This is a genomic window from Dyella terrae (assembly GCF_022394535.1).
Taxonomy (GTDB): Bacteria; Pseudomonadota; Gammaproteobacteria; order Xanthomonadales; family Rhodanobacteraceae; genus Dyella.
On sequence record NZ_CP089414.1, the window covers coordinates 867,434 to 889,130 of the forward strand.

Here is a 21,697-nt window from a genome sequence, read left to right on the forward strand (position 1 = left end):
CTTAGCCGCCGTAATGCCGGAGCATGCCTGAAGCAAACTGGCCGTAGCTGTCGGCGTTCACGATCGCGTAGTCGGGCTTGTGCTGACCGAGCAACTTGACGGTGGGTGCGGTACTCGCCTGGACCGAATTGTCCGTCGACGCACCGAAATTTGGATCGGTCGGGATATCCGATTCGCGCGCGTGCAACCAGGTACCTGACGCATCGACAGGAGGCACATCGACTGCATTGATAGCGCCATGAGCAAATTCGTGAACGAGCGTTCCGACCGTTGCATCGGTCGAGTCCCCGTAGTTCATCGTGCCCGAGACGAAGAAGGCTCGACCCAGGAAAACCGTAAGCGCAGACAAGACGCTGACCTGACCGGTACCACCATCCGTTTGGCCCAACGTTCCACGAAAGCAGGCCGCATAGCATCTCAATCCATAGTCAGTATCGCGCATATCGACGATGCGCGGCCCTCGGTCAATCGCGAGCTTCAGAACCGTGAAGTTGCGCATAACCCTGGCAATGCGTTTGGCATCGTAACTCCCGAACGAACTGATATAGAGCGCTTCTTCCGTGGTTGCCGGGGATGAAAAGCTCGTCACCTTGCTAATCCGGATCATTGCCCGATGGGCAAAGCCAAGCGCCATCTTGGCTCGGCGCAGCGCCTCGGTGACGCGAGACGTCTGTGAAAGCGAGAGTGCGCCATGGAAGCCGGAGGTAATCGCAGATGTCCAAGAGAACTCGACGGGGTCGAATGGTGCATAAGACCAGCCCTCCATTCGCGTGTTCTCTGCACCCACTCGGTAGTTTGTCCCGGAAGGAAATGCACCCACCGGCCCTTGCTGGACCTGCCGAAGGTTGCCGTGAACCGAAACCAATGTGCTGGCTGTCACAAGAGGCGCCGGCTTTAGCGCTTCTTCAACCTGCGTCCCGAGCAACGTGACGCCACTCTTTCCCTCCCTTCCGCTCAGGGTGTAGTCCCCATGCTTTAGATTCTTCACCTGCTTAAAGGCATCGATCGCTTGTTTGAGCGTATTCAACTTATCTTTCGTGGCCGGCGGTGTGTGATACGTCTTGAGCGCGGTATCAATGTCTCCTATCGCACCGTTGCGGAGACTGAAGTTCTTTGCAGTGAGTTTCTTGAACGCGGCAAAAGTCATGATGGTCACGGCTGAAATCCCATGCTGCAATGTTGACGACCTGTCGCACAGGGCGATTGAAGAACAGCCTCGGAAGCAAGTCCGCTCATGTAGCCAGACTTACGTGTGATCTTCCCCTTCAAGCAAAACCATACGAGAACCCCGCATCATCTATACCGACCTTCACTCCTGCCACCGGCACGCCTTCGATCATGCGACTGAGGAATTCGCGGGATACGTCTGGCAACATCGAGTTGGTGAGAATCGCGTCGATCATCCGTCCGCCGGACTCGCTCTCCGTGCAACGACTTACCACCAGCCTCACCACGGCATCGTCGTAGTCGAAAGGAATGCGATAGCGCGCCTCGACGCGCTTCTTGATGCGATTGAGCTGCAGCTTGACGATCTCGCCAAGCATCTCCGCGCTCAGTGGGTAATACGGAATCGTCACCAGACGCCCCAGCAGCGCAGGCGGAAAGATCTTGAGCAACGGATCGCGCAGGGCTTTGGCCATCCCTTCTGGATCGGGCACGAGCTCCGGATCTTTGCACAGGCTGGCGATCAGGTCGGTGCCGGCATTGGTGGTAAGCAGGATCAAGGTATTCTTGAAGTCGATCTGGCGACCTTCGCCATCCTCCATCACACCCTTATCGAACACCTGGAAGAAGATCTCGTGCACGTCCGGGTGCGCCTTCTCCACCTCGTCCAGCAGCACGACGGAGTACGGCTTGCGGCGCACGGCTTCGGTAAGCACACCGCCCTCGCCATAACCGACGTAGCCTGGAGGCGCGCCCTTGAGCGTGGAGACGGTGTGCGCCTCTTGGAACTCGCTCATGTTGATGGTGATCAGGTTCTGTTCGCCGCCGTACAGAGCCTCGGCAAGCGCGAGCGCGGTTTCGGTTTTGCCGACACCGGATGTACCGGCGAGCATGAACACACCGATGGGCTTGTTCGGGTTATCCAGACCAGCGCGTGAGGTTTGGATACGCTTGGCGATCATCTCCATCGCGTGGTTCTGTCCGATCACGCGTTGGGCCATGAGGCTGGCGAGGTTCATCACGGTTTCGAGCTCGCTCTTGACCATGCGCCCGACCGGAATACCGGTCCAGTCGGCAACCACGGCGCCTACGGCGGTGTAGTCGACGGTGGGCAGGATCAGCGGCGCATCGCCCTGCAGTTCAGCCAGTTCGGTCTGCAATGCTTTGAGTTCGCCCAGTGTCTTGGCGCGCGCCACTTCGTCGAGCACGGGTTCGTGAACCGCGACATCCGTCTCCGCATCGGCGGCCTTCTCCAACGCACTCCCTGTGCCTTCGACCACCGAGGCGTCAGCGCGCAGGCGTGCGCGCAACGCCAGGATGCGCTCGACCAGTGATTTCTCTGCCTGCCAGTTGGCTTCCAGCGTTTCCAGTCGCGCCTTGGCAAAGGCAAGTTTCTCGCAGGCTGCAGCCTCACGCTCAGCCACATCGATACCCACGGTGCGCTCGCGGGCGATGATGCCCAGCTCGGTATCCAAGGCCTGGATGCGCTTGCGCGTGTCGTCCACCTCGGGCGGCACGGCGTGCTGGCTGATGGCGACGCGCGCGCAGGCGGTGTCGAGCAGACTCACGGCCTTATCGGGAAGCTGGCGCGCGGGAATGTACCGGTGCGAGAGCTTCACCGCGGCCTCAAGCGCTTCGTCGAGAATCTGCACGCGATGATGCTTCTCCATCACGCTGGCGACGCCGCGCATCATCAAGATGCCCTTCTCTTCGCTGGGCTCGTCTACCTGCACCGTCTGGAAGCGACGGGTAAGCGCGGGGTCTTTCTCGATGTGCTTCTTGTACTCGGCCCAGGTGGTGGCGCCGACGGTGCGCAGGTTGCCGCGGGCCAGTGCGGGCTTGAGCAGGTTGGCTGCATCGCCCGTGCCTGCGGCACCACCTGCACCGACCAGGGTATGCGCCTCGTCAATGAACAGGATGATGGGCTTGGGACTGGACTGGACCTCTTCGATCACTTGACGCAGGCGGTTCTCGAACTCGCCCTTCATGCTGGCGCCGGCCTGCAGCAGGCCAACATCCAGCGTGCGCAGCTCCACGTCCTTCAACGGCGGCGGCACGTCGCCCGCCACGATACGCAAGGCGAAGCCCTCGACCACGGCCGTCTTGCCCACGCCAGCCTCACCGACCAGCATCGGGTTGTTCTGGCGGCGCCGCATGAGGATATCCACGACCTGGCGGATCTCCTCGTCGCGGCCGACGATGGGATCGATCTTGCCGCTACGCGCCTGCTCCGTGAGGTCCACGGTGAACTGGCGCAGCGCCTCCTGTTTTCCCATCTGGGCAGGACCCATCGCGCCACTGGCTTCGCCGGGTGCGGTGCCGCCGAGGCGGAATCCATCATTGGCGTTCTGGCCATCCTCCGGCGAACCGCCAACGACGTCGGCAAACTTTTCGCCCAGGGCCTCCGGTTTGATCTTGTCGAACTCGGTCGAGATGGCCACCAGCGCGTTGCGCAGGTGCCGGGTGCGCAGGATGCCGAGCATGAGATAACCAGTACGCACCTGCGCTTCGCCGAACATGAGCGTGGCAAATACCCAGCCGCGCTCGACAGCCTCTTCCACGTTGCTCGACAGGTCGGAGATGGTGCTGGAGCCGCGCGGCAAGCGATCCAGTGCATCGGTGACGTCGCGCGCCAGGTTCGACGGGTTGAGGTTGAACTGTTTGACGATGCGATGCAGATCCGAATCCTGTAGCTGCAGAATCTGGTGAATCCAGTGCACCAGTTCGACGTACGGGTTACCCCGTAGCTTGCAGAACACGGTGGCGCTTTCGATGCCGCGATAGGCCAGCTTATTGAGCTTGCCGAATAGAGCGCTGCGACTGATTTCAGCCATGACGGCGACTTCCTTTCAAAGTGATGGAGCGGCCTGGGCCGAAGGCATGCGTCTGGGGGATTGCCGCCTTCATGCTCATCGCCCACTCTCTGGAAACATCGGATACACGGGCGCAAGCGCCCTAGCTCATCGGATGAAGAATCACATCGTCCACCGTGGCGCCATGACGCGGCTTGCCCATCCAGGTGGTCATACCCATGCGGCCTTGTCGCCCCAATTGAGCGACAGGCGCGTCATGCGCATGCAGCACCAGTTGTACGTCCCAGGCTTTCTCGTCGCCCGCATACGCGCGCACGGCGGCGGTGAGTTGCTTTAGCGCTTCTCCACCGGGCAAGAAGCGGTGGAACTGAAGACGATCGAGAGGGCCCAAGCGCAGGCGGAAACGCTGCTGGCCCCCGCGCACCTGCGCACCGATCACAGCAGTCTGGCCCAGGCTTGCCACATTCATGCCGCCACCCAACCGCAGATGAGCACCCTGCGGCAGCCGCATCCATTCAACGACGAACTCGACTACGGCCACCGGCACGTGGAAGAAGCGCTCAAGCAAACCACGCAGGCCTTCCGAGTTGCGCGCCTGCTGCCACAAGCGCCCGGCGAAATGACGCCGGTAACTGTCGGGTAAAGCGTCACGCGCATCCAGATGCGGCGTCGCCTGCCCCACCAAGGCGCCCAGATACAAATGGAAGCCATCGTCGGCCGGCCGATCATGCTGCACGGTGGGCTGGGCGTTGGCCCAGGCGCGATAGAACAGCCCCATCATGCGGTGATGAAAGATGTTGGCAAAGGCGACAAGGGTCGAGTCCTTGGCGTTGCGTTCGCGATCCAGCGCGTACTCGGTCAAATGCAGCGGCAGCGGCGCGTTCGGCCCGAACAGGCCAAAGAACAAGCCGTGTAGCTGTGGTGGTTGGCCGGCGTCGCGCAACTCGTAGCGATCGATCATGCGCGGTGCGAAGGCCAGCGAAGGCGTGTGGCACAGGCGCACGGGGTCATCCGACGGCTTGGCCGATTGGCCGAGCCGCGGTTTTTCCGGGTGCGCGCATTCGATCCGCCGCAGCGCCTCGAAATACTCGAAGGCCTCCGGCGTTGCCTGCAGGGCTGCGTGCAGCGCTACAGGATCTGGGGTGTGCCGAGCATCGCCGGCCATCGGGCTACCTCGTTGCGCTCCAGGGTGCGCAGTACGGTTTCGGTGAACGCATTGACGGAGGCGTAGCGTGCAAAGAATCGCTGCATCACTGCGCCAAGCAGATAGGCGCCGGTACCTTCGAAGGCACCGTCGTCGCAGGTCAGCGTGATTTCCAGCCCGCGACCAAACGCAATAGGGCCCGGCACCGGTATGCGCCGGACAATGGGCCGGGAGCCTACGGATTTGATGCCATCGATCTGGCGAAGCGCCGCGGAGTCAAATTCATCGCAATACAACAGAAGCATCTCGCGCAGTGCAGCCGCGCCCTTGCCCGCACCTTCGTCCAGCAGGGACACGTAATTGAGCTGCAGGTGGCTTAGTAGACGCCATGCCGTTTCACCCGTGGCGCGTGGTGCCCGTGGTTTGGTGGGGCCGGCGACGCAGCGCACGCTCTCGACGGGCGCGCCGCTATCCATGGTGAAATCGGTCCGCGACTTCCCAATCGGCATATGCAGTGGCAAATCGCGGTTGGTGCACAGCAGTTGCATACCAAGCTGGCGAAGCCGGCTCGAATACGGTGCATCATTGGCGTCCACCAGCGAGATGAACATTTCGCTGCCGACATAGCTGGAGCGCGGCCCCTGCAACTTCTGGCGCGCCGAGAGCAAACGCGGTTCGCGACGAATGGTGTAGAACGCCGCCTGACGCTGGTGCCAGGTGCGTTCGTCGCCACCGTAGAACGCTTGAAAGCGCTGCTCCGGCTCTTGCAGGTCGCCGAAGCCCTCCACCTGATCCACGCTGTGGATTTCGAAATCCATAGGGCGCGTGCGATCGGCCAGGATGTGATACTCGGCCTTTCCTTGCTGCAGGTGGATGCGGTCGGCGCGACGAGGGAACAGATTGATGGCCGGCGTGCAGAACAGGCGGAAGTTGTTGGCATCCACGGCGTTATGCAGGCTGCTGACGCTGCGATCAAACAGCACGACCAGCTCGAACTCACTACCCTGCATGCGGGCCAGCAGCGGACGCAAGCCGGTGAACTCGGCAAACAGAAAGCGTTCCGGACAGGCAAAGTATTCCTGCAGCAGCCGGTAGCCGCTGAATGAGCGGCCGTCATAGGGAATAAGCGCATCCTCGTCGTCGAAGCCGCGCGTACGAATGCACGCTGCGTCCAGCTTGCGACTGAAGGGGCCGTCTGCACCCTGCCCGCGGACCACGCACGCCACGGCATTGCCCAACAGCTGCTCGTAGAGGCGTTTGGGCTGCTCGTCGCTGCCGGCGATGAAAACGGGCAAAGCATCCATGGACAGCATGCTCACCTGCATACCGGCTGGCACCGTCAACTTCAGGCGCAAGCCGGCGCGTACACTCTTGCCGGCGGGAAGCTCAATGCCGGCCGCGGCGATGGCTGCGGGGGTTTCGAGGTACTTGGCGTCCACGATGCTGAGTGGCCACAGCGTGACGTCATGCGCTGTCCGGTACTCGCAGGCCGTGCGCTCGTCTCGTGCGGTGAGACTGCGCAGTGCGGTGTGCCTCGGCACTGTGTGCCCAGCCACCAGGCCACCTTCCTTCAGATCGGGATGCAACTGCACCACCGCCATGGAGGGCACAGGCGCCAGGTAATGCGGATAGATCATCTCCAGCAGATGCTGGGTAAACACGGGGTACTGCGCGTCCAACTTGAGTTGCACGCGAGCTGCGAGAAAGGCGAATCCCTCCAGCAGGCGCTCTACGTACGGATCAGCGCACTCGAAACCCTCCAGGCCCAGGCGCCCGGCGATCTTGGGGTACTCACGCGCGAACTCGCCGCCCATTTCGCGCACGTGCTGCAGTTCGCGGTTGTAGTAGCGGAGTAATCGCGGGTCCATGGCGTCAGCCCAGGCTTTCCGAGACGGCGAGCTTGCCCGTTTCCAGGTCCATCTCGGTCTTCAGGTAAAGGTTCAAGGGAATCGGCTGCGCCCACATTTCCGACTCGATGTCGAACATCAGCGATCGTCGATCCATGCGGGCCGAGTTGGCGCGTACCGTGACGCGCAAGCTGCTGGCCGTCAGGCGTGGCTCGAACGCCAGGATGGCTTCACGGATTCGTCGTTGCAGCTTCTCGGTGTCGATGCCAGAAAGCGCAGCGCCCGTGAGATCCGGGATGCCGAAATTGAGTACAGAACGCGCGACATCGGGATAGAGCTCGAGATCCACGCTTGCCTCGAGATTGACGCAGTTAAGCAGCCATGACATATCCCGCGCCACGCATTCGCGCAGGCGGGCCGAAGAAATCACGCGTTTGTCGCGCCCCTCTTCCGACTTGGCCGGCTCATCGTCGGTCAGGCGATCGAGCAGCGAAGGCTGCAGCCTTTCCTGGGTGGTGAGTTCGGCCACGGCGCGGTTGCCTCACGTATCGAATTCAATACGACGGATATCCAGCAACGGGTGGTCGCCCGCATCCGTGATGAACATGCGTTGTCCGACACCGAGGAAGTTGTCCGCCCCGACATCCAGCCATGTTGTTTTGCGAGCCATGAGCAGTTCGCCATCGTCCGAACGTTCGGTGTCGGGATAACGCGCAGGCACGAAACCCATCATCTGGCCACCGTTGGAGAGCGTCACCTGCACAGGCGCCCATACCTTGTCGCGAAGATCGGACGGCGCATCGAAGACCAGCGACTTGATTCGCGTGGTCGGCAACCAGGCATAGCCGCGGTTGACGATGATTTCCAGGCAAGGCCCCATGCGGGAATCGGCATCGGCCAGCCACTGGAACGGCAGACCGTCGATCGTCCCGCCGATAGCGGGCGCTTCCTCGAAAGCCTGCTCCCGCAGCTGAGCGGCCTCGACATGTCGACCCTCCCCTTGAAGCTTGAGCGCGTGCAGCAGCAAGGCCACCCACGGCTCCGGCTCGCCAATCACCGTGGGCTTGCTGCGACCGGCAAACACCGAGGTGCGATCCACCTCGGCCCTCGCTGCCGTGCCATAGGCCTGTGCGAGCAATGTGTTGGCAGGGTCCAGCTCGGAACTCACCACCAACTGGTCGCCTGCCCGCTCCCACTGGCCGAGCACGGCCAGCAGTTGGAACAGGAAAATACGCGCACGCGCATCGCCCGGCTCGCTCCGAATATGCGCCATCAACACTTGCCGAGCACCCTCGACATCGCCGGCTTTCAGCAGTGTTTCTGGCGTCATATCCGTAACTCCCTGTGTTTCGCCGGCGATCAGCCCGCCGCCACTTCCTGCATGTTGTAGGTAAAGGGCTTGGCGGCGCCGTCCGCGCTGCCATCGGGCTTCTGCGGCTGGAACTTGTAGAGGAACTTGCCGAAATGCAGGGTCACGTTCTCGGTGAGTCGATCCTCGCCACCGGAGCCGCCGGTGGACACCGACGTGACCATCACGCCCTCGCTCAGCTCGATGGTGACGTAGTCCGTCTGTTCGCCGGTGGCGTTGGTCACCGCCAGGGTGGCCTTATCCAGCCTGGCACCGGTGCAACAGGCCTGGAGCAGTGCATGCGAACTCGAGTCGACGTACTTGGTGACCGAGATGTCCTGCACGTGCGCCTTGCCACCGCCACCGGTCTTGCTGTTGTGCAGGTCGGCCGAGTTGGAGGCACCCCACGACCAGGCCAGCACGGGCACTTCGCCCTTGTGCTTCTTGTGGGCGGAGCTGCCATCGATGGTGACGGCCTTCCCTTCAAACTTGATGTGCATGTCAAATGCCATGAAACCCACTCCTATCTCGATGTAACTCGGACGATGTCGTTGCTTCACCCATCCAGCACGGGCGAAGTGTCAGGACGGTGCGAAGCTCAAGCCTTGGCTTGCGATGGCAAGCGCGACACAAGTCGCAAAGACACGGTCAGGCCTTCCAACTGGTAATGCGGTTTCAGGTAGAACTTGGAGCTGTAATACCCCGGCGCACCCTCCACTTCCTCAACCACCACCTCGGCGGCGGCCAGCGGATGCGAGGCTTTGTAGGACTCGCTGGAGTTGGCGGGGTCGCCATCCACGTAGTTGAGGATCCAGTTGGTCAGCCAGCTCTGGATCTGCTCGCGACTGCTGAAGGAGCCGATCTTGTCGCGCACGATGCACTTGAGGTAATGCGCGAAACGGCAGCAGGCAAACATGTAGGGCAAGCGTGCTGCGAGCGCCGCGTTGGCGGTCGCATCGGGGTTGTCGTATTCATCCGGCTTGTTCAGCGACTGCGCGCTGATGAAGGCCGCCATGTCGGAGTTCTTACGATGCACGAGCGGCATCAGGCCCATCTTGTCCAGCTCGGCGGAACGACGGTCGGTAATGGCCACTTCGGTAGGGCACTTCATGTCCACGCCGCCGTCGTCTGACGGAAAGGTATGCGTGGGCAAGCCCTCCACTGCACCACCAGACTCCACGCCACGGATGCGCGAACACCAACCGTACTCCTTGAACGAGCGGTTGATATTCACCGCCATCGCATAGGCTGCGTTCTGCCAGGTGTACTTCGCTGAGTCGGCGCCGGAGGTGTCTTCTTCGAAATCGAAATCTTCCACCGGATTGGTCGCGGCGCCGTAGGGCAGTCGCGCCAACGTACGCGGCATGGTGAGGCCAATGTACTTGGCGTCATCCGACTCGCGCAGGGAGCGCCATGCGGCGTAATCAGGCGTCGAGAAAATCTTCGCCAGATCGCGCGGATTGGCGAGCTCGTTCCAGTTGTCCATGCCCATCAGCGTGGAACCGGCCGAGGCCAGAAATGGCGCATGCGAGGCAGCCGACACTTGGGCAATGCCTGCCAGCAGTTCCACGTCCGGCGGGCTATGGTCGAAGTAGTAGTCGCCGACCAGGCAGCCATAAGGCTCGCCGCCGAGCTGACCGTACTCTTCCTCGTACAGCTTTTTGAAGATCGGGCTCTGGTCCCAGGCCGTGCCCTTGTAACGCTTGAGCGTCTTGGCAAGGTCCTTCTTCGAGATGTTCATCACGCGGATCTTCAGCTGCTGATCCGTCTCGGTGTTGTTCACCAGATGGTGCAGTCCCCGCCAGGCGCCTTCCAGCTTCTGGAAGTCGGCGTGATGCATGACCAGGTTGATCTGCTCAGTGAGCTTGCGATCGATTTCGGCGATGTAGGCCTTGATCGTCTGCGATACGTCTTCAGAAACGATGTCCGATTTGCTCAGCACCTGCTCGGCCAGCGTGCGTACGGCTGACTCGACTTCTTCCTTGGCGCGGTCGCTCTTGGGCTTGAATTCCTTGCTCAGAAGCGAGGCGAATTCATTGACATCAACGGTTTCGGCGGTAGCGCCTGTGTCAGCCAGTCTCTCGGTGGCCATGGGTAATCACTCCCCTTCCGGTTTGGGTGAAGAGGCCAGCGACTGAAGCAACGCGGGGTCTTGCAACGCCTGTGCAATCAGCTTTTCGGCGCCAGCCTTGCCGTCCATGTAGGTATCGAGATTGGCGAGCTGGGAGCGTGCTTCAAACAACTTGGCCAACGGAGCGATCTTTCGCGCCAACGCAGCGGGCGAGAAGTCGTCCATGCTCTCGAAGGTGACGTCCACGCTGAGGTTGCCCTCACCTGTCAGCGTATTGGGTACGGCGAAGCTCACACGCGGCTTCATCGACTGCAGGCGGCTGTCGAAGTTATCCACATCGATCTCTAGTGCCTTGCGCTCTTCCACGGAAGGAAGCTCGCCGGCATTTGCCCCGGAGAGATCGGACATGACGCCCATCACGAATGGGATCTGCACCTTCTTCTGTGCACCGTAGACTTCAACGTCGTACTCGATCTGCACACGCGGAGCCCGATTACGGGCAATGAACTTTTGGCTGCTCTTGGTAGCCATACGGAGTCTCCCATCGTATTGGGCGGAATTCCTGCTCGATGCGTTGCGACACGCCGAGCGAGGTGATGGAAATCACGACGCTCTACGCAACGACAAACGGCTCGATGAAGACTGAGTCTTGCACCGAACCACAACGACTACCCGTCATTCCGTCTCATGGGTCAGCCACGCTCATTCGCATCCGCAGATGCGGATCTCTTCACTCACTTTTTGCACACATGCTGTCGACTAATGCGCGCCATCACGAGGCCGTGTGCGACGAGCGACATGCGACCAAAGACCTAGGCCGTGATAGGCGAAATCTCCATGCTGCGATTACTGTGCAGCAGGCGACGCCTCGCCATGGAGCATGCGACTCACCCAGGCGCGAAGGATCTCGACCTGCACGGGCTTATGCAGTAGAGGAATGCCGCGCTCGCTGCTTTCAATCAGACGGACAGGATCCGTGTCTCCACTGATAAGCAACGCAGGGATATCTGCGTCGTTGTATTCCTCACGCAGGTAATCAATCACGTGAATGCCCGTTTCATGGTCACGCAACCGGTAGTCGCTGATGATCAGTGCTGGCTTGGATCGCTGATGGACGACATTCGCCAGTGCTTCCTCGCCACTAGCCCCACAGATGACCCGATGCCCCCAGCTCTCCAGAAGCAACCGCATGCCTTCGCGATTCTGCGCGTCGTCGTCAATCACGAGCACGAGGTGCTCAACCGCTGGGGCTCCACCTCTGCCATAGGGCGCTGCGTGCGATTCACTCGTCATGTTGGCGGCCAGGTGGCCTTGATCCACCTTGTGCTTCTGATCAAGACCTACGCTCAAGCGGAACATGGTGCCCCGTCCCGGCACGGAGAACAGTGTCAGCCCGTGGTCCAGCAGGCGAGCCGTGCGCCTCACGATGGCCAGGCCCAGGCCAAGCCCCTTCTTTCGGTCGCGTTCCGGGTTACCCAGCTGATGGAACTCCCAAAACACACGCTCTTGTTGATCTTCAGGAATACCCGGGCCCGTGTCCCATACTTCGATGCATACCTGCCCAGCACGCTTGCGGCAACCAATGAGCACCCGCCCCTGGATCGTGTGCTCGATGGCGTTGCTGATGAGGTTGCGTACGATGACTTCGATCAGGATGGGGTCCGTGCGAACCACGGCAAAACTTGGCCGCACACGAAGTTCCAACCCTTTCTTTTGCGCCTGTAAAGAGTACTCGGCACATAGCTGCTCAAGTAGGCAGTCCAGTGGAAACGACTGATATGCTGGCTGCACCACGCCGGCATCCAGGCGGGAGATGTTCAGCAGCGCATCAAACAGATGCCCCATAGCAGCGGTCGCGCTGGTGATGTTGTTTACCAAGTAGCGGCCATGGTCGGACAGGCTCTCCTTGACCAGCAACTCAAGGAACAGACTCATGGCATGCACCGGCTGCCGAAGATCGTGGCTTGCTGCCGCAAGAAATCGGGATTTTTCCAGATCGCTACGTTCGGCTGCTTCCTTCTCCTTCTGCACTTGCTTCAGCAGCGCCAGGTTTTCATAGCCCAGCCTCAGCGCATCCATGTGCGTTCGATGCATCCGATGGATGAAGGCAATGGCGGCCACGAGATAGGCAATGCCGCCCGTGACCAGTGCGAGATGCAGGGCTGATGGCTTGAATGCCAGCGCGATAAATGGAGGAGCGAACGCCGGCAACAGGAAGGCATACGCCACGGGCAGGATCATGTAGTTGGAATAGATGACGCCCGTGCCCAGCCCAAACAGGATCACGATGAAGAACAGCTGGTATTCGATGGGCACCGTGAACGACCAGTAGGCAAATCCGCCACCCCACAACATTCCCGACACCAGGTTGCCCATCGTCATACGCCGCAGCCAGCGCTCACCTGCCCCGGGCTGCGCTAGTGTGCGGGAGTAGCGGATCAAGGCCGCAAGCCGGCAGGCTGAGGTGAACAACGAGATGCCGAGCCAGGCCCATAGCTCGGCCACCGGCACAGAGTGATAGAGCACGTTGGCCGTCATGCAGGCGACCAGTGTCGAGCCGAACAGAGCGAACGGAAAGCTTCGCCGCAACGAGGCGAGCTGGATCTCGCGAACATGGTCGGCATCGATCGCCACGGTCATGGTCGCTGCGTCGTATGACCGCCCGGGCCGCCCGTTGTCATCACCCATGGAATCGCCCCGCTCGTTTCAATTTAGCTGGGTTTGCCGAGCAAACCCCCGCGACGCGCCAACAGGCTTGCCTGCGTGCGGTTGGGTACATCCAGCACGCTGAGGATGACCGACATATGGGCCTTGACAGTTTTTTCCGTCATGCCCAGTCGTTGCGATATCTCGCCATTACGCATGCCCTCGCACACTAGGCGCAGCACATCCGTTTGTCGTGGCGTCAGCCTGGCCAGCAATGCAGCCTCATCGCGTGGCGCCGCGCCTTCACCGGTGGGCGAATAGGTATCCGGCAGATAGCCCAGCCCAGCCGACACGCGCGAGAGCGCGTCCAGCAAGCTCTGACTGCCGGCGGTCTTGTGAATGAATCCACCTGCACCCGCCTGCAGCGCCCGATGCACGTCCGCGGGATCTTCCGAGGCGGAGACCACCAAGATCTGAATGTCGCGGCGCATCGTACGCAACAGGCGCACAAGGGCACTTCCTGGCATATCGGGCAAATAGAAGTCTGTCACGACCAGTCCGATGCCCGGATGCGCTTCCAGTGTCGCCAAGGCGGACGCGCCCGACGAGGCTGCATGGATCTCCAGGGCTGGATGAGCCCTGGTAATGGTCAGCAGTATTCCCTCACGAAACATCGCGTGATCGTCCACCAGCAATATCGCGTACATGGTTCCCCGTTTCTCGCATCGTGACCGTGAAATGGCACGGCGAAGAGATAGCACTGTGTCCGTGGAATCGATCCACGAAAGCGGCAAGTTTGCCTTACTAGCTCGAGGGTGCAAGTGTAAAAAGTATGGATCACATTTCTGAGCCCGCAGCATGCTGTGCCCCCAGGCGCCCACTCAGCGGCATTGTGATCAGCTGCAGGCCTCTGAGGGGCGTTTGAGTTGAGCGTTTGGAACGGCGTTCTCTAGACCATCACGGCCTTCTCGATAGCGTCACTGGCTACTTGTTGCAGTACCGACCTGCGGAGAGTGTCGTCTTTGGGGCAGTGGTGGATTTACTTCCAATCGCCGCAAGCTCGGATGCGCCTTGCCCACAAAGGCCGCGCTCTTTGGGTGAGATGGGGTCTTAGCTTCATCTCCGTGGCGCCAGGAGGCCTGGGAGCGCACACGCGTTGGTCACCAGTCACTACACGCGCGGTATGGACGAGCCCGCTTTGTCGAGGGTGGAGCGCCCTGCTTGGTATCTACTCGAGGAGAACGACATGAGCAAGAAAGTTGCCGAGATACTGATCGAAGTCCTGGAACAAGCCGGCGTGAAGCGTTGTTACGGCATCGTGGGTGACACCCTTAATCTGTTCGCGGAACATTTGGAGCGCAGCCCCATCGCCTGGGTGCACGTTCGTCACGAAGAGGCTGGGGCCTTTGCCGCCGGCGCCGAGGCACAACTGACCAACAACCTGACGGCGTGCGCGGGGAGTTGTGGGCCTGGCAGCCTGCATTTCATCAACGGGCTGTACGAAGCCAATCGTAATCGCGCGCCGGTCATCCTCATCGCCAGTCAGATCATGATGAGCGACCTAGGTTTCGAATCCATCCAGGAGGTCGACTTCAAGGCGGTCTTCAAAGACTGCAGCGTGTTCTGCGACATGATCCTTACGCCAGAGCAAGCGCGAAAGAAGGCTGTGATGGCGTGCCAGGCCGCGCTCAACAAGCAAGGTGTCGCCGTGCTGATCGTTCCCGTGGATATCTCCCACGGCGAAGTTCACGAGGATTTCCCCTATCGGGTCCACCACGCCAAACCCGTGGTGACGCCGAACGATGGGGAGCTCAGCGAGATCGCCAGCATCCTCAACAGCGGCAAGAAAATCACGATCTACGCAGGCAGCGGCTGCGAGGATGCGTTGGACGAGATCAAGCAGGTGGCGGCGAAGCTGAAGGCGCCCGTTGCTCATACCTCGCGGGCGAAGAGCTTTCTTGAGCACGACAATCCGTACAACGTGGGCATGACCGGACTGCTCGGCAGCGAGGCAGGCTACAAGGCGATCCTCGATTGCGACACCTTGCTGTTGTTGGGTGCGGACTTCGCGTGGCGTCAGTTCTATCCGGATCATGCCAAAATCGTGCAGATTGACATCGATCCCACGCATCTCGGGCGGCGCCATCACGTGACCATCGGCGCCGTGGGCGACATTCAGCCGACCTTGCGCGCGCTCTTGCCACGCCTGGAACAGCGCGACGATGCATCGTTCCAGCGGGAATACGTGGAGCGATTCGCCAAGGCCATGGCGTCCTGGAAGAGCCACCTGGTGCCAGGCCATGACGACACTATTCCCGGGTCGTACCTCACGTCGGTCATCGATCGCTATGCGGACGACGATGCCCTCTTCTCCGGTGACGACGGCACACCCATCGTCTGGGCGGTCAGGCATACCACGGCGAACGGAAAGCGCCGTATTTTCGGCAGCTTCCTGCATGGAACCATGGCCACAGCGCTGCCCAATACGATCGGCTTGAAGAAGGCGGCGCCCGATCGACAGGTGATTGCCTTATGCGGAGACGGTGGGCTGTCCATGCTCCTCGGCGAGCTACTCACCATCATCCAAGAAGACGTACCCATCAAGATTGCCGTCTTTGACAACCGGAAACTTGGATTCGTAGAGATCGAGCAAAAGTCCGAAGGCATGCTCGACACCTTTACGCGCCTGAAGAATCCCGATTTCGGCAAAGTAGCCGAAGCGATAGGCCTATGGGGCAAGACGGTGAGCAAGGCGTCGGAGATCGAGGCGGCGGTACAGGAGTGGCTGGCGCAGCCGGGGCCTGCCCTGCTCAATGTCCGGGTGAGCCCGCTGGAATTGGTTAAACCACCCTTTGTCGAACTTAAGCCCGTGCTGGGCATGGCGTTGTACACCACGCGTGCGATCCTGCATGGCCGGGGCAGTGACGTATTGGAGCTGGTACGCGAAAACGTCTGACATATCGGCGAATGCGATGGGCCACGAGAGGACAGATCCATGGCCCATCGCGCTGTCACTTCACGACGAGGCTATTCGGGTGCTTCCGGTTGTGGCGTCGCCAATCATGCAGCACGGGCATGGCACTATATGCCATGGATTCGCGACGACACTCGTATCCACGCATTTTTGATAGACGCGGCATGGATCGCCAGCGGCCCACAAGGCCGACCGAAATCCCGTGTCTGGCAAGCTTCATCACCAAGCACGGCGAGAAACCCGCTCCTCCATGATTCCCGTTCCGATTTTTTCTGGCGCCTTCTTCATTATCCTTGGCCTCTCGTTTCTGGCGACCATCGCTGTTGTTTTCTGGGGCGCCGCGCTGGCCTTGATTCCCGCGGCCCGGCGATCGTTTGGCAGGCATCGAGGACGTTCCATCGGCATTCTCGCCGTGCTGTGTACGGCCAGCCTGTTTTTCGTCTGCGCGGCCGTCGTGTGGCTGGGGGTCGATCTGGAATCCAGGAAGGAACAGGCTGCGTTGCATCCCACGCTGACGGCACCCGCCACCTTGCTTGGCGTCGACATGCCGGTGGGCACGCAGCTGTCACTCCGTGACGCGACTGACATGACCTCCTTGGAAGAGGCTCATTTCCCCCATGCTGTCAGCGTCTTCGCTATATCCGCAATCGCCTTGAGCGTTCGCTCAGAGGGCGACGATGAGGCGCCGCAAGATGCGCCATCCCCCACCTATCTTCCCGCTATGGCGCTCACCATCACCAGCACGCAGATGGTCGATGGCTGGACCTGCGGCGCAAGCGAGCCTTTGGAAGTCGTGCTACGCCATGACGCACGGATCAAGACGCTGTATTCGTGCCAACTGGCGGCAGGCAATGCGGTGGCCCAATCGCCGATTCCTGATGGGTCGAGGCTCATTCGCAGCACCACAACCTATGGCGATGGCCTGCGCGACAATGACTACTGGCGCATCGATGTAGTCGATGACGGCGTCTTCGAGCTAGAAGGACTGCCGCTGCGTCACCCGACGTTGCGGCTGGACAGGCAACGCAACGTTCTGGCCGTTGAGTACGCTGTGTTGGCGCGCGACACCCGTCTCGGCGACATCAGCTACCCCGCTGGAACGGCGGTCTCCACTGGCCTGCGCGGCGTGCGCGAGAAATACCCCGGTGCATGGGTCTTCAGACCCGTACAAGGCCATCCCGCTCATGGCAAGGACCATGGGGACATAGCCGAGGGGATGTCCGTGGTGCAGGCTCCTGACGGAAAAGTCCAGGCGATCATGCCGAACTGAGTACGTGGTTCTCGCGGGCATTCATGGTTGGAATGCCCGGATGGTGCTCTGGGCTGATTCAGCGCTCTGGCGGCAATGCCGCCACGGCTCCTAGTACGATACGAGCCAACGCATGGCTGACATCGGTTCGCATGCGCTCCCTGCGCATTGGCAAACCCGCTTTTCGTAGACGAAGTCTGCTGCACATCGACAACAACGACTCCCGCACATGGAACCTTATCGACTTGGCGATATCGCCGCCTTCGTGGCCGCTGTAAGGTCCGGCAGCTTCACGGCCGCCGCCACCGGTCTCGGACTCACACGCTCCGCCGTGGGCAAGAGCATCGCGCGCCTGGAGAGCCAGCTTGGTGTGCGACTGCTTCATCGCACCACGCGCAAGCTGAGCCTGACGGACGAAGGCAGCATCGTCTACGAGCGCTGGCGACAGATTCTGGAAGAACTGGAGGACGTGGACGCCACGATGGCGCTGCGCCGCAGCCACCCCACAGGTACGCTCAGGCTGATTACGCCACCGTCCTTTGGTCAGCGCCACATCATGCCGGTGATCCACGACTACCTGAAGCAATGGCCGGAGCTTCGCGCAGAGCTGTGGTTCACTGACCGCTTCGTGGATCTGATCGAAGAAGGCTTCGACATTGCCTTGCGCATCGGCACTCCCAAGCAGGACTCGCTGATATTGACTCGCACGGTGGCCTGGCAGCAGTTCATCGTCTGCGCATCGCCGGAATACCTGGCCAGGCGCGGCGCGCCGATGAATCCCGCTGAGCTGGCCGACCACGACACCATCGTTTACATCAACGCCGAGCGGCCACGACCGTGGCGCCTGCAAACCGAGAATGGTCCCTTCCTGTACGAGGGTCCGGGCCGGATAAACATCGACAACTCCGAAGCCGTACGCGAGTCGGCCCTGGCGGGATTCGGGCTTGCCCATCTGGCCAATTACGTCATCGGCGACGACTTGCGTGCAGGCAGGCTGGTGGAAGTCTTGCGCGCGTACCGTCCGCCACCGGATCCCATCCGCTTGGTCTATCCGAGCAAACGCCATCTAACGCCTCGGACTCGCGCATTCATCGATTTTCTCGTGGAGCGCTGGGGCGCCGGTGCGCCGTGGGATTCGGCCATTGCCCCGCATACCTGACCGCCCGGCGCGGATGTCTCACCCTCAGGCGACGCGCATTGGGGAATGACAGGACCATGTGCCGGGCGCTGCAGGTGATTTATCGACGCGAACGAATCCATAACACTGGCGCCTTCGCTGATCCCCGCACCTTCAGGCAATGACTGCTTCCGTTTTCACCGCACGGCCATGGCGCTCCGTTGAACGTATGACGCCAGCGCTTCCGCATATCCGATATACCCAGTCTGCACCGCGATCCCAGCCCGACGCGTCGTCCTGACGTTTCCGCGCACGGGTAAAGCCACCCGCTGAGCCACTCCACAGTCACCTGACGTACCACGCGGCGATGCAAGCCGCTTGGGCATCTGCGCCTTCTGAACCGTACTTGCCACCGTATCGCGTCAAGCGATGCGCCCTTGACGCGCGCCCCGCGCTGCCACCCCAGAGACCTATCACCATGCTCATCCATTCCCGACTGACCGCCCTCGCCTTCGCCGCTGCCACGCTGATGCTTGCCGGTTGCCATGCCACCGTCGATGCGCGATGGGCGAATTCGGACGACACGGTGGATCACTGGAAGAAGGCCATGCCGAGCCTGCCGATTGAAGTGCGTGGCGCGTTGCCGGATGCCACTAATCAGCAGATCGCCGACGCTATTCCGAACAGCGAGGCCGTGGGCGCTGCCAACCTGGCATCGCCGCGACTGATCGTGGAATTGGGCCAGGGCCCCAAGCCTCAGGATGAGGCCTACTGCAGCAAGCCGATGCAGGAAACGGCCGTCAACGCCGGTACGAAGACCGCCATGACCTTGACGATCTGCGACGGCGCGCGCCTGGTGGTTTCGTTGCGCACGCCGCTCGATCCCACCAAGACGCCGGTGTCGACGCTTCCCAAGCGCGTGGACAACCTGAAGAAGCTCGCACTGATCGGCATCTCCCGCAGCCAGATCGAGGCCTACCAGATTCAGGGGTGATGCGGGCCGCCGCCTCGCGATCGCGTTGGCGGCTCTGCATAACACGGGTGTCGCACCACCGATGCCGCACGGCTACCGTGCGGCATCGGCCGCTCTGCCGCCCCTGCTTTCGCCATTCAACACGTCACAAGCAGCAGGGACAGGATGAATTCGGTGCCGATGGATCGCCCCGCGATGCGGCGAGGTTCCCGCATGGCGTTGTTCCTCGCTGGCGAGCGCCAGGCGTGGATCTTCGTATTCAAGTGCCTGTTGGCGTTCTACCTCACCGCATGGCTGTCGATGCTGTTCCAACTGAAGCAGCCCGCGACGGCCATGATCACTGTCGCCATCGTGATGCATCCGCAACGTGGCATGGTGCTCGCCAAGAGCTTCTATCGCGCCATCGGCACAGTGGCTGGCAGCGTGTTCGCGCTTCTGCTGATGGCTGCGTTTCCACAGCAGCGCGAGCTGTTTGTGTTCAGCCTGTCACTATGGGTGGGCCTGTGCTCAGGGGGCGCCGTGCTCCATCGCAACTTCATGGCCTACGGCTTTGTGCTGGCTGGTTACACCGCGGCAGTGGTGGCGTTGCCTGCGGTTAGCGACCCCTATCGAGTCTTCGACACAGCCATGCTTCGCGTCAGCGAGGTCATGCTAGGCATCGTCATTGCCGCGCTGGTCAGCGATATCGTTTGGCCGGAGCGCTTGCGCGATGTGTTGCAGCGCACCGAGCGCGAACACTTTGATGACTTCATTGCCTTTGCGCGCGAAGGCCTGCTCGGCGGCATCCCTCGCGAACAATTGGAACAGGCCCACCTGCGTTGCGTGCGCGCTGCGGTGCAATTGGAGGATCTGCGCGCCTCCGTGATCTTCGAGGATCCACAGGCGCGCGTGCGAAGCAGCCGCATGCGGCTATTGAACCTGCGCTACATGGCGGCTGCCACCAGCTTTCAGTCCCTGCATCATCTGGTCAATCGCCTGGAGCGCAACCATCACGGTCGCACGGCGCGAGCGCTTACCCAGCTCTATGCGCCAGTCAGCGCGGCGCTTGCACCCATGGCATCCCCAGCGTTGAGGCCGCTTGCCGCCCGCCTGGACACTTGCGAAGCAGCGCTCCCCTCGCTGGCGATGCAACTGCGCACGACCCTGCGCCAGGATCCGGATCTTTTGCTGCAATTCGATAGCGGCGCCGCATTGCTGTCCCGCTTCGCCGGTGAACTTCGCGACTTTGCCGCACTGGAGGCGACCCTGCGCGAGACACAGGGGCATCTGCAAGGCGAGATAGAGGAGGTCACTTTCAAGCGCCCCAACGATAAGGTTGCCCCGCTGATTGCCGTGGCGCGCACGTTCATCACCATGCTGGGCCTTAGCGTGTTCTGGCTGGCAACAGATTGGCCATTGGCCACTACCGCCATGTTGCTGGCAACGCTATTCAGCGGGCTGCTAGCCACCACGAGCGCCCCGGTAGCTGTCACGGCCAACACGCTAGGCGGCTTCGCGCTTGGCGTCGTGGCCTCATACATCGCCTCGTTCTGGCTGCTGCCCGGTAGCGACGGCTTCACCATGTTGGTGCTGGGAACGCTACCGCTGTTGATGATTGGGCCTTACCTGACTACCCGCAATGCGACTCTGCCCGGCGTAGGCACGGGGTACACGCTGGGCTTCGTACTCACCCTGGCACTGAAGAACCCGATGGTGTACGACCCGGATCGCTTCATCAACGAAGCGCTAGCGTCCATGTTCGGCCTGATGGTCACGGGCATAGCGTTCATGCTTATCCCTGCCGTTGTCGGCTCTCACTGGCTGCGGCAACGCCAGATGCAGCAACTGCGACGACAGGTGCAACTCGCTGCCACAGCACCCACGCACGGCCTGCTCTATGCGTTCGAAAGCGGTAATCGCGATCTCTTTCACCAGATCGTTGAGCACACCCGCCATGGTAGCGCGCAATCACGCAGCCTGATGGCCTGGGGGCTGGCGGTTCACGACTGCGGCCGCACGCTGATCGAGCTTCGCCAGGACGTACAGCACGCAGCACTCCCCGTCATCGTACGCGGTTCCGTGCAACAGGCCGTACGGGCACTGGCTGAGTTGTACGATGCGCCGGATGTAGCGCGATGGCAAGCGGCCGATCACGCCGTCGAGCGCGCTATCCAGCTCGCGTCCCTTGCCTTGCCGCAGGCGCGCGCGAGCTGCCAGCCGGCCCTGTCTCACCTTCTGCAACTACGCAACGCGTTGCGCGATGATGAATCCGCGCTTGCACCGTATATCGCCAGGACGGGATTAGGATGGACGCTCGGTGACATCGACGCGCCTCCGCATTGAACGACATCAGCCACGGCATAGCCGTTCGA

16 protein-coding genes are annotated in these 21,697 nt (G+C 61.4%); 5 read left to right on the top strand and 11 right to left on the bottom strand.

Features of this window, described 5'->3' with window-relative positions:
• Window position 1: 1 nt before the first annotated feature.
• The 11 genes from DYST_RS03500 to DYST_RS03550 form a co-directional block, all read right to left on the bottom strand.
• Complete coding sequence (locus tag DYST_RS03500; RefSeq protein WP_239950089.1) at window positions 2-1,156, bottom strand: hypothetical protein; 1,155 nt, start codon at window positions 1,154-1,156, stop codon at window positions 2-4.
• A gap of 109 nt (window positions 1,157-1,265) precedes the next feature.
• Entirely contained in the window at window positions 1,266-3,998 is a 2,733-nt protein-coding gene (gene tssH, locus DYST_RS03505) for a type VI secretion system ATPase TssH (protein WP_239950091.1), read from the bottom strand.
• A gap of 121 nt (window positions 3,999-4,119) precedes the next feature.
• Window positions 4,120-5,142 carry a type VI secretion system baseplate subunit TssG gene (tssG, locus tag DYST_RS03510; protein ID WP_239950093.1) on the bottom strand — a complete coding sequence of 341 codons (1,023 nt, stop codon included), beginning with the start codon at window positions 5,140-5,142 and terminating at the stop codon, window positions 4,120-4,122.
• Entirely contained in the window at window positions 5,106-6,989 is a 1,884-nt protein-coding gene (gene tssF, locus DYST_RS03515) for a type VI secretion system baseplate subunit TssF (protein WP_239950095.1), read from the bottom strand. The genes tssG and tssF overlap by 37 nt, the downstream gene beginning before the upstream one ends.
• A 4-nt stretch (window positions 6,990-6,993) precedes the next feature.
• On the bottom strand, window positions 6,994-7,497 hold the full coding sequence (tssE, locus tag DYST_RS03520; RefSeq protein ID WP_102304071.1) for a type VI secretion system baseplate subunit TssE: 504 nt from the start codon (window positions 7,495-7,497) through the stop codon (window positions 6,994-6,996).
• A gap of 12 nt (window positions 7,498-7,509) precedes the next feature.
• Window positions 7,510-8,298: a type VI secretion system accessory protein TagJ gene (locus tag DYST_RS03525; RefSeq protein WP_239950097.1), complete on the bottom strand. Its 789-nt coding sequence runs from the start codon at window positions 8,296-8,298 to the stop codon at window positions 7,510-7,512.
• A 29-nt stretch (window positions 8,299-8,327) separates the two neighbouring features.
• Complete coding sequence (locus tag DYST_RS03530) at window positions 8,328-8,828, bottom strand: Hcp family type VI secretion system effector (RefSeq protein WP_102304068.1); 501 nt, start codon at window positions 8,826-8,828, stop codon at window positions 8,328-8,330.
• 86 nt (window positions 8,829-8,914) lie between these two features.
• Entirely contained in the window at window positions 8,915-10,408 is a 1,494-nt protein-coding gene (tssC, locus tag DYST_RS03535) for a type VI secretion system contractile sheath large subunit (protein ID WP_239950099.1), read from the bottom strand.
• A gap of 6 nt (window positions 10,409-10,414) precedes the next feature.
• Window positions 10,415-10,918: a type VI secretion system contractile sheath small subunit gene (gene tssB / locus DYST_RS03540; protein ID WP_102304065.1), complete on the bottom strand. Its 504-nt coding sequence runs from the start codon at window positions 10,916-10,918 to the stop codon at window positions 10,415-10,417.
• A gap of 315 nt (window positions 10,919-11,233) precedes the next feature.
• Window positions 11,234-13,027 carry an ATP-binding response regulator gene (locus DYST_RS03545; RefSeq protein ID WP_239950101.1) on the bottom strand — a complete coding sequence of 598 codons (1,794 nt, stop codon included), beginning with the start codon at window positions 13,025-13,027 and terminating at the stop codon, window positions 11,234-11,236.
• 71 nt (window positions 13,028-13,098) lie between these two features.
• A complete protein-coding gene (locus DYST_RS03550; RefSeq protein ID WP_239950103.1) occupies window positions 13,099-13,740 on the bottom strand; it encodes a response regulator in 642 nt (213 codons plus the stop codon).
• A gap of 539 nt (window positions 13,741-14,279) precedes the next feature.
• On the opposite strand from DYST_RS03550, the gene DYST_RS03555 reads away from it, so the two are divergent.
• The 5 genes from DYST_RS03555 (at window position 14,280) to DYST_RS03575 (ending at window position 21,668) form a co-directional block, all read left to right on the top strand.
• On the top strand, window positions 14,280-15,989 hold the full coding sequence (locus tag DYST_RS03555) for a thiamine pyrophosphate-dependent enzyme (protein ID WP_239950104.1): 1,710 nt from the start codon (window positions 14,280-14,282) through the stop codon (window positions 15,987-15,989).
• Window positions 15,990-16,209: 220 nt separating this feature from the next.
• Complete coding sequence (locus DYST_RS03560) at window positions 16,210-17,277, top strand: hypothetical protein (RefSeq protein WP_239950106.1); 1,068 nt, start codon at window positions 16,210-16,212, stop codon at window positions 17,275-17,277.
• Window positions 17,278-17,485: 208 nt separating this feature from the next.
• The gene (locus tag DYST_RS03565; RefSeq protein ID WP_239950108.1) at window positions 17,486-18,415 is read left to right on the top strand and encodes a LysR family transcriptional regulator; all 930 of its coding nucleotides are present in this window, start codon (window positions 17,486-17,488) and stop codon (window positions 18,413-18,415) included.
• 436 nt (window positions 18,416-18,851) lie between these two features.
• Complete coding sequence (locus DYST_RS03570) at window positions 18,852-19,367, top strand: hypothetical protein (protein WP_239950110.1); 516 nt, start codon at window positions 18,852-18,854, stop codon at window positions 19,365-19,367.
• 174 nt (window positions 19,368-19,541) lie between these two features.
• On the top strand, window positions 19,542-21,668 hold the full coding sequence (locus tag DYST_RS03575; protein ID WP_239950112.1) for an FUSC family protein: 2,127 nt from the start codon (window positions 19,542-19,544) through the stop codon (window positions 21,666-21,668).
• The last annotated feature ends 29 nt before the right edge of the window (window positions 21,669-21,697 follow it).